10 protein-coding genes are annotated in these 13,069 nt (G+C 35.5%); 3 read left to right on the top strand and 7 right to left on the bottom strand.

Features of this window, described 5'->3' with window-relative positions; all coding sequences use genetic code 11:
* Window positions 1–20 precede the first annotated feature (20 nt).
* The 3 genes from artA (L1994_RS11175) to L1994_RS11165 all read left to right on the top strand — a co-directional run bounded on the left by artA (L1994_RS11175) (window position 21) and on the right by L1994_RS11165 (window position 4,133).
* Entirely contained in the window at window positions 21–878 is an 858-nt protein-coding gene (gene artA / locus L1994_RS11175) for an archaeosortase A (protein WP_278099519.1), read from the top strand.
* A 121-nt stretch (window positions 879–999) separates the two neighbouring features.
* Entirely contained in the window at window positions 1,000–1,842 is an 843-nt protein-coding gene (gene artA / locus L1994_RS11170) for an archaeosortase A (RefSeq protein WP_278099518.1), read from the top strand.
* Between the two features lie 83 nt (window positions 1,843–1,925).
* On the top strand, window positions 1,926–4,133 hold the full coding sequence (locus tag L1994_RS11165) for a histidine kinase dimerization/phosphoacceptor domain -containing protein (protein WP_278099517.1): 2,208 nt from the start codon (window positions 1,926–1,928) through the stop codon (window positions 4,131–4,133).
* A gap of 173 nt (window positions 4,134–4,306) precedes the next feature.
* Here the strand turns inward: L1994_RS11165 and cbiB are convergent, their stop codons facing one another.
* The 7 genes from cbiB to L1994_RS11130 form a co-directional block, all read right to left on the bottom strand.
* A complete protein-coding gene (gene cbiB / locus L1994_RS11160) occupies window positions 4,307–5,245 on the bottom strand; it encodes an adenosylcobinamide-phosphate synthase CbiB (RefSeq protein ID WP_278099516.1) in 939 nt (312 codons plus the stop codon).
* Window positions 5,227–5,748 (bottom strand): DUF7524 family protein, encoded by a 522-nt coding sequence (locus L1994_RS11155; RefSeq protein ID WP_278099515.1) that lies wholly within the window; start codon window positions 5,746–5,748, stop codon window positions 5,227–5,229. Before L1994_RS11155 ends, cbiB begins: the two co-directional genes overlap by 19 nt.
* 33 nt (window positions 5,749–5,781) lie before the next feature.
* On the bottom strand, window positions 5,782–5,979 hold the full coding sequence (locus L1994_RS11150; RefSeq protein WP_278099514.1) for a methytransferase partner Trm112: 198 nt from the start codon (window positions 5,977–5,979) through the stop codon (window positions 5,782–5,784).
* A 20-nt stretch (window positions 5,980–5,999) separates the two neighbouring features.
* Window positions 6,000–7,001, bottom strand: coding sequence for an adenylosuccinate synthetase (locus L1994_RS11145; RefSeq protein ID WP_278099513.1), 1,002 nt, complete (start codon window positions 6,999–7,001; stop codon window positions 6,000–6,002).
* A 908-nt stretch (window positions 7,002–7,909) separates the two neighbouring features.
* Window positions 7,910–9,067, bottom strand: a complete 1,158-nt coding sequence (locus tag L1994_RS11140) for an aminotransferase class I/II-fold pyridoxal phosphate-dependent enzyme (RefSeq protein WP_278099512.1) — start codon at window positions 9,065–9,067, stop codon at window positions 7,910–7,912.
* A gap of 120 nt (window positions 9,068–9,187) precedes the next feature.
* A complete protein-coding gene (locus L1994_RS11135) occupies window positions 9,188–9,679 on the bottom strand; it encodes an Lrp/AsnC family transcriptional regulator (protein ID WP_278099511.1) in 492 nt (163 codons plus the stop codon).
* A gap of 493 nt (window positions 9,680–10,172) precedes the next feature.
* Window positions 10,173–11,492 (bottom strand): ORC1-type DNA replication protein, encoded by a 1,320-nt coding sequence (locus L1994_RS11130; RefSeq protein ID WP_278099510.1) that lies wholly within the window; start codon window positions 11,490–11,492, stop codon window positions 10,173–10,175.
* Between the last annotated feature and the right edge of the window lie 1,577 nt (window positions 11,493–13,069).

Genomic DNA, 13,069 nt, shown 5'->3' with positions numbered 1-13,069 from the left:
ATTCTCTTCAGAAATTATTTTTGCTTAATAAAAAAAGAATTATATCAGATATTTTGATTGCTGAAACTTTAGCTGCATTATCATTTGGCGGTTTTACCCTCTTTTTGATTAACAGCAGATATAAGAAGTATTTTGGGGCTTTTGGATGGATCTGCCTTTTGGCAATGGTATTTTCAAATTTCCCCGAATATCTGCATTACAATAATTTTGCATATCCCATAATTGCAGTAATTGCTCTTCCATTTCTTTATACTACAGTAAAACTGCTTTTACAGGAGAATAATATAGTACATCTTGCAACAAGAGGAGCTTCGGTTGCATTTTTGATATATGCACCATTCGCATATATTGAGCCTCTTGAAAATTTTCTGATATCTGTAAATATATATTCCATCCAAATAATTCTTGACGCAATAGGGTTTTCCTACACTTTTTCTGAATGGAACATGTTTATGCATGACATCTTCAGAGTTGAAATTGTGCTTGGCTGTACCGGAATCAAGGCAATTGCGTTAATGACCGGCATCTTAGCCGCTGTTCCTTCAAAAACAAAAGAAAAGATACTCTCGGCAGTCGTGATTATAGCGACTGTCTTCATAATGAATCTCATAAGAAATGTTTTTGTAATTCTCGCATATACACAACAGTGGTTTCCTTATTTTCCTGAAATTGCATCAAACGGCCAGTATGGATATGAAAGCTTCTTTTGGTCGCATAACATCATATCAGAGTTTGGATTATCACTTCTGACAATTATATTTCTCGCAATTGTGCTTATAAAAATAAATCCTCAGTTAAAGGATATAATTCGCGATTTAATATATATTTACAGAAAAGAGCTTGGAATAAAAGTAAAGTCTGATGAAAAATCCTCTTAAAAATATTTAAAATTTCACAGACTCTTTATCTCTTTTTTATCATACAGATTACTGTTTAATTTAATAGCAAATTTATTCCGTATAATTTATTGGTGCAGAGGTAGTTGTTCTTATACCAAAAATGCCCGACATACTCCTGACTCTCTCGCTCATATTTTTCGTTCTTTTTATGGTTACATCTGAGCTTAAAAAGTATTTTGCCGCATTAGGATGGATATTTCTGGCATTTTCATTTTATAAAATGACCGCCGGGTACTTAATGGAGAATGAATTTGTATATCCCTTCATTGCTGTACTTGCAGTGCCGGTTTTTTATATAACAATCAAAAATTCACTTCTAAAAGATAAAACTGCATTTCAGATTACATCTGTTGCGGCAATTGCCTTTATTATTTATTCAGCCGCCGCCTTCATAAGTCCGGTCTCGGAATGGATGATTAAAACACTTGTGGAACACACCGTTTTTGCCCTGACCGCAATAGGACATCCCGCATCAATATCTGAGTGGAATACAATTCTAAGCAACGGCTATAGGGTAATCATTACATTCTCATGCACTCCTATTGTTGGAATCGCTGTAATGCTTGGGCTTTCAGCCGGAATCGCCGGAACAGGTTCGCAAAAGATTATGGCATCGCTATTTGCAGTGGCAACACTTATCGCACTAAATCTTATAAGGCTTATATTCGTGGTTATTGCATATTCAGAGCAGTGGTTTCCTTATTTTTTCGATACTGTCGCAAACGGATATCAGGGTTATGAAAGTTTTTACTGGGCACACAATGTCATTGGAAGAATTAGTTTCACACTCCTTGGAATTTTGATTGTAGGCGGAGGACTCATCCTTTTCATACCGCAGATAAAAGACTTCTATTTCGAAATTTTACATTTTTATTATAGAGGCCTGAAAAATATTGCAAATCTTGTTTTAAGAACCTTTAAATTAAATAAAATTCACTTTTAATTAACAAATATTTTTAGCTGTAATTTATGAACAATTGAAAGCCAATTTTATTTATCCACTATTTATCCGGACAGGGGGCAGTCTTGAATAAAAAGAAAGAAAAAGACGGGAAAAATCCTAAAAAGGTATATTCATATGAGTCATACCTTTTTTCAGCGATATTTTTGCTAACGCTGTTTCTGGTCACCTCTTCTTTGCTTTTAGGTTTTGCCCACTCTTCAGAGCTTATTCATAATGATGTCATAAGATCCCAGGATGAAGTCTCTTCAAATATTTATCAGCTTATTAGCACAATTAACAAAGGCCTTGAAATATATGATATGTCGCTTAACAGCAGAGCTGAGGCTTATTTTAAATATTTTTATGAAGAATACGAAAAAAGCGGGCGAAATTTGGATTTAATGAATCTTGAATCTTTAAAACAAACAAAAGGGGACGATGTAACATTTTATATAATTGACGAAAACTTTGTAATAACCCATTCAACAAACCCGTCAAGCATCGGCCTTGATTTCAAGAGTTATGCACCACATTATACAGATTACCTGGAAAGAGTGAGACTCTCATCCGGTTTTTTCCCTGAAAGAGTGTTAACTGAAGCAGAAACCGGACTTTTGAAAAAATTTGCCTATATGCCTTCTCCTGACAACAAATATATCTTCGAAGTAAGCATCCTGGATGAGAATTTCAACACTATAAGAAAGAATATGAAATATACCGATGCTGTAGACGAAATTGTTGCTTCAAACCCTTATGTTAAAGATGTCAGAATTTTTAATGTGGTTCACAAAGAGGTTGGAAATTCGTCATTTTCGGCAGATAGTAATTTTTCTGCATTTCTTGACGGGATTTTTTCTTCAGAGACAGGCACGGATGTATATAATGAAAAAACAGGCAGGACTCTAAGATACATCCATATCCCGGGCAAAAGTGAAATTTATGCATCAGACAATAGCCTTATTGCAGAAATACAACTTGACAACAGTCCTTTTGAATCGATGATGGCAGGATTTGTTTTACAGTTTCTGCTTTTAGGTATATTTTCAACCGGACTTTGTATTGCATTTGCAATAATTGTCTCCCACCATTTCTCTTCCAGAATAAAAGGAATTGTCGATGACATATCAATAATATCTGCCGGCGATTTAAATCATAGTATAAAGGATACAAACGCCGCTGAATTTCAGATATTAAATGACAGTATCAACCTGATGGTTAAAAAAATCAGAAAAAACATAAAAAATTTAGAGAAAACAAGAGAAATTCTGACACAGGAGAAAGAAAAGGCAGAGATGTACTTCTCACTGGCTGATGTAATTTTCATCATCTCAGACATAAGGGGAATTGTTACTGATATTAATCAAAAATCGCTCGATGTCTTTGAATATACAAAAACTGAAGCTATTGGAAACGATTTCTTCTCTCTTATCTTCACAGACAACAACCGCGAAATTGTAAAAAGCCTGTTTTATGAAAATATTGATTCTGACCAGAAAAAGGCGTTCTGCTTCAGATGCAAGACAAAAACAAAGGGCGGAGAGATTAAGGATGTCAGTTTAAGCACAGTATTTTTAAGAGATAATGACGGAAAAATCACCGGATGGCTCACCACCGGAAATGATGAAACAGATGAGATAAAAATAAAACGAGAGCTTGAATCATCCCTGAACCAGAAAAATGCCCTTTTAAGGGAGGTTCATCACAGAGTCAAAAACAATCTTCAGGTTATGATAAGTCTGCTTGATCTTAAATCATACTCACCGGATAACAAAGAGCTGACTGATTTCATAAAAGATTCCAAATCAAAAATAAACGCAATGGCGCTTGTTCATGAGATTATGTACAGGAAAAACGATTTTAAAGCTGTAAATATTTCTGAATATACAAAAGATGTAATATCCGGAACATTTTCAATATGGAGGCCGGAAGCAGATATTGATGTTTTTTATGACATTGATTCTCTATACTTTGACCTTGATCATTCAATCCCGTATGGTATCTTAATAACTGAGCTTGCATCAAATGCACTTATTCACGCCTTTAAAGACAGAAAAACAGGAAAAATTACAATATCCCTAAAAAAGAAAAGCACGGATACTCTGGTTCTTGTCTTTAGCGATGACGGTTGCGGACTTTTAAAAGACAGTATAATAAAGGAGAAAAACACTGTTGGAATGAATCTTATCAGAAATCTTACAAGACAGCTTTCAGGCGAAATGGAGATAGTAAGAGGAAATGGAACAACATTCATCATCACATTTGAAAACCCGATAGAGCAGATAAGATTCTGATAACACATATATTCAAACACAAAATATTCTGAAAACATAAGGTTCTGATAACACATATATTTCAAAGATAAAAGATTCTGACAACACAGGATTTCGGCCACAACAGGGTATAAAGAGAATTTATAAAGACAGGTGAGATATTAAAGGCTGAAGCATTAAAAGGACAAAAAAACTTAAAAATTAAAAGAGAGAGTGTAAATCACCTGAAACACAATCCCGCCTGATAACACCATTATAACCACAAACAGAACTGATGCTAAAACAGCCGTCCATCTGAAAGCTGAAATTAGCTCAGAGCGTGATTCGGCAAGGCTTTTTTCTTTGTTTCCAATAACATAGACTCCCGGCTTTACAAACGCAGTCATACATCCTCCGGCGATAAGAGACATTGGAATTCCTCCGTTAAATCCTTCTCTTTTCTTTCTGTCAGATAAAAAAGAATTCCATGCAGGCTTAAATCTGCCTTTTACTGTAAAATAAAATATTAATAAAATGCCTGTCAGCCTTGCGGGAATATAGTTTAATATGTCATCCGTTCGTGCACAAAACCATCCAAGTCTTATTCTTTTATCCTTATAGCCAAGCATTGCATCCATTGTGTTAAATGCCCTGAAAAATGCAGAGCCGAAAAGGCCAAAGAATGTGAAGTAAAAAAGAGGCGATACAACAGAGTCTACAAGATTTTCTGCCATTGATTCATATGCCGCTGATAATATCTCCTCGTCATTTAATGTGCTTGTATCCCTTGATACAAGCATCTGAACCTCATTTCTGCCGCCACCATGAAAAACCGCATTTTCTACATTTGAAACATGCTCTTCAAGACACCTCCAGGCAAAACAGATCTTTAAGAAAAAAGGAGCACCGATTAAAAACAAAAGCACCGGTGCATACCTTTCAAAAAGATAAAATGGAGATGCAAACAAAAGTGCGGTTGAAAGTGCCAGAAATGCTCCAAAAAATCTTTGAAGATATGCAGGATATAATTCCGGCTTTCCCCATAAACCGATAAATTCTCCAAGAAGAGAGACAGGATGAAGTCTGCTTTTAGGATCTCCTAAAACCCTGTCTATGACAAGGGACAGAAAAAGAATTAAGGCCGGCAGCGCCATGCTACAAGAACTGCCAGTGTTAGTATAATTACCGATGCAAACCCGGGTACGTTACCATAATACAGATATCCTGCAATATAGGCGGCCCATCCAAGAACAACAAGAGTTATTAAAAGCGCCGGATATACATAACGGTTCTTTTCAGGCTCAATTGAGGGTATATCATCCAAAATTTCAGGTATTTCAAGCTCTTTATCACAAACTGAAACTTTAAATGACTCTTTTACTATTCCATAACCTGTAATAACTTCAATCTGAAAACTGCCTGTGGGTGCAGTTGAAAAAATTGGTATTTTAAACTCCAGATTCTCCTGAAGATAGAGATTCTCATGAAGAAAATGTGTAAATCTGCGGGCGTTTACTGCTGATATTGTTATATGAAGGGGGGAGCCGTGATTATTCAGCTTCAGAACAAGATCTTCTCCAACCTCAACTACGGCATTTTTTGGAACTTCAATTGAATTTATTTGTCTTTTGTTTATGTTTATGTAATATTCAGACATTTAAGCTCCCCCTGTAAGGTATTTAATTTGATTTTATTCTTCCTTCTCTCTTGGAAGAAGGTCAGGTATTCCCTCAGATATCGGATAGTCAACACTGCACTTCTCACATCTGAGTGTTCCTTCAATTACGTCCTCTTCTCCGCTCTCAAGAAGCTCTTTTTTCCTGATTTCAAGAATTAAATCTCCTTTGCAGACCGGACAGCACAATATATCATATGTTGACATCCTCATTTAAAAGACCTCTCATCAATTTATCTTATATCAATTATCTGGCTCATCTCAGGACCGGTTGAAATAAGCTTAATGGGAACACCTATGTCCTCTTCAGCCTGTTTAAGGAATTCGAGGGCTTTTGGTGTAAGCTGGCTGTATTCTGTTGCACCATAACATTCGGGATCAACATGATCAATTCCTGTGATTGCTCCTATTGTGCATCCGTTTATCATAGCAGAATATTTTGCCATCTCTTTGTCCCATACACCAATTCTTCTCTCACGGTGTGTAACTGTTCCAAACTCGGTTATTCCGAGGCGATGGGATTCTTCGCGTGACATCTCCGTTCCAAACGGACCTTCACCGACACGTGTCGGATAGGCTTTGAATACGACAATTACGTCATCAATCCTTGTTGGACCAACACCATTATCAGCGGCAATCTGTGAGGCTGAGGTGTCTTTGCTTGTAACATACGGATATGTTCCAAAGTATAGCGAGATTCCAAAGCCCTGTGTTCCTTCAAGAATTACATTTTCGCCGCGGTCAAGAGCGCTGTTTATCTCATATGCGGCGTCAATTAGATAATTTTTGAGTTCAGGAAGATCTTTTGCCTGCCTTGCAAGTCTGTTGACACGGGCAACGTTTGCAGGTCCGCATCCTGTTCCTGTTGAGCCTATCTTTTTCGAGAGGTGCTCATTTCCCTTGTCCTGGGCGATGTGCTCCTCTTCTATTATACTACATCTGCCGTCTATGAAAATGCGGCCATCTACACCTACTTTTTCAATTTCAGCCTTTAAAACATTAGGATCTACAAGAACGCCACTACCGATGAATAGCTTTGCATCAGGAAATACAAATCCTGAAGGGATCATTCGAACGCCGTATTCTACATCTCCGACCTTTACGGTGTGTCCGGCATTTGGGCCGACACCTCCGCGTGATATTATCGAAGGTTTATCTTTGTGTGCAACGTGAGCGACGATTTTTCCCTTGCCTTCGTCACCAAAAAAGCCACCTACTATTATTGTACAACTCATTTATGTTTCATTAAAGATGATGTCTGCATTCCAGATAAAAGTATCATGATAATTATTTTTCACTTTTATAATATCGGATTACTGAAAAATCCTGATGGAAAAGTGCACCAAAAGCGCATCCAGTATTATTCATGTTGTCATCACCTTTGAAAAACAAAAATAAGTTGCTGAATTGTGATAAACCTGAATAATTTCAGGTTCTGAAAATTTAATTTTCAGTTCTTTCGTCTGATTAATGATTTTGGCATTTTTTATTAAAAGATTATTATTTTAATTAAAAATAGTATTTTCACCTTTAGAGATCACATTTTTGTTTTTCAATTTCAAGAGATTATTTTTGATTTTAAAGAGATTTTTCTCAAGTCTCCAGTAGAAACCAAGGGGTTTAAAAGTAAAATTATTCACAGTTAAATTATTTTTGCAAACCAGAATTCTTCTGACATGATCTGACATTTTTTTTAAAAAGGCGCTGATTTTATTCGGGCTGGAAAAACCAGCAGAGTTTATTCATAATTTTCTGATATGATATTATCAGATGTGTTGTGGGTGATTGAATGATTTTTTTTTGTTTTTCCAGTGGAAACAAAGGGGTCATATAATCCGATGGCAAATCTGTTTTATTAAAATTTAAAAATTTTAAACGGGCTCTTATGTGTTAATCATTTCTAAAAACAAAGGTTTATATCATATTATGCTGTCTGCCTGACTGCCTCTTCACTATTATAAAAAAAACACTTTAATGAAATTTTTTATTGTATTTTTTGTAATTTTTATTGTATCTCTTTTTCAGATTTATATTGTCTTTTTATTCAGCGGCTTTTGCCTTTTTGTCTTTGCTTTTCTTTTTGTCCGTGTTTTATTATCCGTTATTTTTAGTGCTTTATTATTCGTTATTTTTATATTAAAGATTAAAGATCTGAGACAAATTGTTCAATTCTTCCAACTGCTGTCATGAGATCTTCTCTTGATACCGCATAACTGCATCTCAGATGCCCTACTCCTGCAGGGCCAAAGACACTTCCCGGAACAACTGCCACGTGGTGTTCTTTTAGGAGTCTTTCTGCAAACTCCTCATCTGAAATACCATATTCAATAATATTTGGAAATGCGTAAAACGCTCCGTTTGGCATGTGTGTCTTAAGTCCTGCCCTGTTTAAGCCGTTTACAAATAAGTTTCTCCTTATTTTGTATTCAGACACCATCTCACGGCAGGCATCGGCGCCGTTTCTTAGAGCTTCAACTGCCGCATACTGAGCAGTTGTTGGTGCGGAAAGCATCACATACTGATGGATTTTTAAGACTGCACTGCAGATTGTCTCCGGTGCACAGATATATCCTACCCGCCAGCCTGTCATTGAATAAGCCTTTGAAAAGCCGTTTATTGTAATTGTTCTCTCCCAAAGGTCATCAACAGAGGCGGCGCTTGCCTTTTCTCCCTCATAGGTTAGTTCACTGTAGATTTCATCACTTATAAGGAGAAGATCATGGTCTGTTACAATATCTGCTATTCCCTTATAGTCCTCTTTTGTCATTACTCCGCCTGTGGGATTGTTTGGGAAATTGCAGAGAAGAATTTTTGATTTTTTAGTAATCTTTTCCATCAGCGAATCAGGCGTCAGTTTAAATTCGTCCTTTTCAAGGCACGGAACAAGTACCGGAACTCCGCCGGCAAGCATTACATTTGATGTGTATGCGATGTATGAGGGATCTGCAACCAAAACTTCATCGCCTGAGTCAACTACTGCTCTTATTGAGATGTCAAGCGCTTCTGACGCTCCTGTTGTTACTACAATCTCTTTTTTTGGATCATATGAAATTCCATATGAATCGCTGAGATATTTTTTTATCTCCTGTCTTAATTCAATTAAGCCGCTGTTTGACGTATATGCAGTCTGGCCCTGCTCGATTGAGCGTATTGCCGCTTCTCTGACATTCCAGGGTGTATCATAGTCTGGTTCGCCAACCCCTAAGGAGATGACATCTTCCATCTCCTGTGCAATATCAAAGAATTTGCGTATGCCTGATGGTGGTATTTTGCATACGCGTTCGGATCGAAAATCTCTCATTTGTTTTCCTCTGTTTTTTTCAGAACTTTTCAGAAATTATTCCGTTTCATAGAATTAATTGTTCTTTTTTTGTTTTTTGTTCGTTTTTATTTTATGCCTGTCTTTTTATTTTCTGTCTGTTTAGAATGAATATGTAAGTCTGTCACCAGTCTTTCTTTCGAAGAATTCAAGACCATTTTCCTTGTAAGTCTTCATTATCAGAATTGTGCCGGTTTCTCTGACCTGTTCCAGAGGCGCTATCTGTTCTGCGACAAATCTTGTTATTTCATGAATGTTTTTTGCGACTACAAGCAGTTCAAGATCATATGCGCCGCTTATTAACCGCAGTGATTTAACCTGCCTGTGCCTTGAAATTCTCTCTGCTATTTTGTCATAGCCATAATCTCTCTCAGGCGATACTTTAAGCTCTATTATCGCCGCAACAACACCTTCTCCTGCTTTTTCCCAGTCGATACAGGCCATATATTTCTTTATTACACCGTTTTCTTCCAGTACGGCGATGCGTTTTTTTATGTCGTCTACTTCCAGATCCACCATATCCGCAAGGGTTTCTGCCGGTATGCGGCAGTCATCTTCGAGGATACCAAGAATCATTCGGTCTTTATCATCCATATTATCACTTTGTCTGCTTTTTGGTTTTATTATTTCAAAGAGATCTACGCACCGGAGATTATTTAAAATTACTCAGAATAAAAAGAAGTTTTAAACAAATTCTATGAGATGGAAAAAATTCAGAATTTTCCTGTGCAATAATCCGTTGTGCTATTCAATCAATCATTCTATGAAAAAAATTCTATGTAATTAAAAAATGAATGCTCATATCTGAATTGGGTTATTATCTGAGTTGGGTTATTTTCATGACAATGTTTATATTAAATTTATTGCATTAAATTTTGCTTAAGAATTTGTTTCAGAAAAGTATTAGTCTCTTAAAAGATTATTTCATTATTTTTTTTTCAGGATTTCGGTTTTTTCTGAATTATTAGGAGGACTGAAATTTTTTAACCGAATTTTTTAGCAGATTTTGTTATTTTTGTTTGTTCTTTGCTGTTTTTATTTGCTGTTTTTATTTGTTTTTAAGATTTGAAATTTTAGCTGAATTTTTTTATCTGAAGATTGATCTGAATCTTGCAGTATCAATCTGATTGAGACGTTCTTCGTCAAATCTTTCATCCTGGGTTAATGTTTTCTTAATCCCGGCAGTTCCTGTTCCAAACCACATTTCTTTTGTCCTTCCATATCTGCCCCTCGATACAACACGGGAGTTTATGACACCAAGCATTGTGAGTTCAGATATAAGATCAGTTATTCTCCTGTGAGTCAGAACGTCAAGGTCAAGAACCTGTGCCACATCACGATAAACCTGTGCGACTTCGCCGGTTGTAAAGACCTGCTTGTTCATCTCAGACAGAATCAGCATTGAATAAAGGACTGCCTTACTCTGTGTCGGAAGCGATGATACGCAGACTATTAAACTGTCTGTTTCAATCTTCTGCTGTGCATTCTTTACATGTTTTTCTGTAACACGGGGTGCATCTTCTCTTTCTGCAAGTTCTCCGGAGATTCTTAAGAGATCTAGAGCACGGCGTGCATCACCGTGTTCCTGGGCGGCTAAGGCTGCACACAGAGGAATAACACCATCATCCAAAATTCCATCGGCAAAAGCAACGTCAGCTCTCTGTTTTAAGATATCACAAAGCTGTGGTGCGTTGTATGGCGGAAATACAAGCTCTTCTTCTGATAATGATGAAAGTACTCGAGGATCAAGGAAGTTTGTAAACCGGAGATCATTTGAGATTCCAATCATGCTTATTTTGGCGTTTTTAAGTTCTGAATTGAATCTTGTCAGGTTGTATAGTGTTTCATCACCGCTTTTTTTTACCAGTTTGTCAATTTCATCGAGAACTATTACATTGACACCGCCGATTGCCTCAACCATGCTTTTTAATTCAGAATATACCTGATCTGTAGGCCATCCCGTCATTGGTATGCTTGATCGCGGTCTGTCACTTGATTTACTTTCAATATCATCCAGCTCATTTGCAATCTGTGCCAAAACTCTGTACTGAGTATCAATTAATTCACAGTTTAAGTGAATGACATTGCATGCTTTTCCCATCTCATGGCATGCGTTCTCAAGTTCGGCGCCTACATACTTTACAGATGCAGTCTTTCCTGTTCCTGTTTTTCCGTAAATGAGAATATTTGAAGGTGTTTCATTTCTTATTGCCGGTGCAAGAATAGATGCGATTGAATCAATCTGCGGTCTTCTGTGGGGGAGGATTAAAGGTCGGTATGAATGTCTTAAAACTTCCCTGTTTTTGAAAATACCCCTGTTGTTTAGATATTTTGTAAAGAGACCTACTGAACCGGTGACACTCCCCTCACCTAATGCGGTCTCTGTATCAGAATTTTTCTCAGCCAAAATTTTTCCTCCAGATATAAATTTAAAATAAATCAGGACGTCTCCGGGCGCATTATAAAAACAGGATTTATTACCCCCATAAAAATAATCCTGTCATTACAAAAAGATCAGGAATATTAACCGGATTTACTGATATGTCCTGAAATAATGTCTTTCCAGACTCCCTGTACCTCTTATTCGACTCCACTGAGTAACGCAACTATAGTCTAATGAATTAATTACTTATTAACCCCTATGTTTCCAGTGGAAAAGGAAAGAAAAAATAACTCAATTAAAAGTCTGAAAATTATTTTTCCTGATCTTCTTGAATTTCATATAACTTTTAGAAATTTTTTATCCCCCTTATAATTTTTTGCTTTTTTTGCAATTTTTTTGTAAAAGCCTCTGGAAGCCTCTGGAAAATTTGAATTTTCCTAAACCTGAGTTTAGGCTATATTTAGGCTATATTTAGGCTATATTTAGGCTATATTTAGGCTATATTTAGGCTATATTTAGGCTATATTTACTCTACAGATTAAAAAAAAGGAAAAGAATGAGAATGAGAAAAATTCAAAGTTTAAAAGATTTAAGATTGTTTAGATTTTTAAAAATTTTTAGATTATTTAAATTATTTAGATTATTTAATTGCTAGAATGCTCAAGCTTATTGAATTATGTTAGTGAATTGTGTTAGTGAATTGTGTTAGTGAATTATGTTAGTGAATTGTGTTAGTGAATTGTGTAAGAGTGCAGAAATAAAATATGAATTTCTTTTTACCGTTCCAAATGATTTTGATAAGTTTGCATTTTTTTTCTTTGCATTGTTTGGATTATCTCTACTATTCATAAAAATATATATTCTCCACAAATAAAAAAATTGAATCTTCGTTAGAGTATTGGTAGTTATTGAAAAGTTCTTTTCAATCATTGGTTTATCCTTTTTTTCTCAGTTTTTCAGCAAGATTCTAATGGATTCCTTAATCTAATTGATCAATGACTAAAATTTTCGATTGATTTGTTGTTCTAACTGATAAAATTTGATCCATTCAAAACAGCGAAGAGGCAAAAAATTAAATATTTTCAGATTAAGTTTCAAATGAATCTACCCAATAATTTTTATTTTTCCAAGAAAATGTTTTTTCGATGTCAAATTATCTTTTAAAAATAAAAAATGTTTATTTTTTTCATATTCTAACATCTTTTTAAGAGCAAAAGAGCAACCAAACTAGTCAGATTTTAATTCTTTTTCCTTCTTTTTCTTTTTTTGAAATTTTGTTTTTTACTTTTGACACCCACCCCTTTGTTTCCACTGGAAAAGAAAAAAGTATGATATGATGGCTGAAGAATTCAGGATAATAAAAATTCCAAAAGAGAATAGTCATTTGTATGTCTGTAAGTATTAATATATAAATATTCTTAAAAAGTAAGAAAAAAAGAAATTTTCATCTCTTCTTTTTACTTCTTCCAACACTGTATCTCAAAGAGGTTAAAAAAATTTTCCAGTGGAAATAAAGGGGTGGGTCTTCTTTGAAAAATCACTTCCTATTCGTGCACAAAATGAAATAAAGTTAAACTAAATTTTCATAAATCGAATATTTT

It is taken from the genome of Methanomicrobium antiquum (assembly GCF_029633915.1).
Classification (GTDB): Archaea; Halobacteriota; Methanomicrobia; order Methanomicrobiales; family Methanomicrobiaceae; genus Methanomicrobium; species Methanomicrobium antiquum.
The sequence above is the reverse complement of the archived record's forward strand: the minus strand, read 5'-3'. Positions and strand labels throughout refer to the sequence as shown.

What these genes read in the sequence shown, in the direction of transcription:
- artA (WP_278099518.1), top strand. Translation starts at nt 1,000, where the DNA reads ATGCCCGACATACTCCTGACTCTCTCGCTCATATTTTTCGTTCTTTTT.
- L1994_RS11155 (WP_278099515.1), bottom strand. Translation starts at nt 5,748, where the DNA reads ATGTCTGAATATTACATAAACATAAACAAAAGACAAATAAATTCAATT.
- L1994_RS11145 (WP_278099513.1), bottom strand. Translation starts at nt 7,001, where the DNA reads ATGAGTTGTACAATAATAGTAGGTGGCTTTTTTGGTGACGAAGGCAAG.
- cbiB (WP_278099516.1), bottom strand. Translation starts at nt 5,245, where the DNA reads ATGGCGCTGCCGGCCTTAATTCTTTTTCTGTCCCTTGTCATAGACAGG.
- L1994_RS11140 (WP_278099512.1), bottom strand. Translation starts at nt 9,067, where the DNA reads ATGAGAGATTTTCGATCCGAACGCGTATGCAAAATACCACCATCAGGC.
- L1994_RS11135 (WP_278099511.1), bottom strand. Translation starts at nt 9,679, where the DNA reads ATGGATGATAAAGACCGAATGATTCTTGGTATCCTCGAAGATGACTGC.
- L1994_RS11150 (WP_278099514.1), bottom strand. Translation starts at nt 5,979, where the DNA reads ATGAGGATGTCAACATATGATATATTGTGCTGTCCGGTCTGCAAAGGA.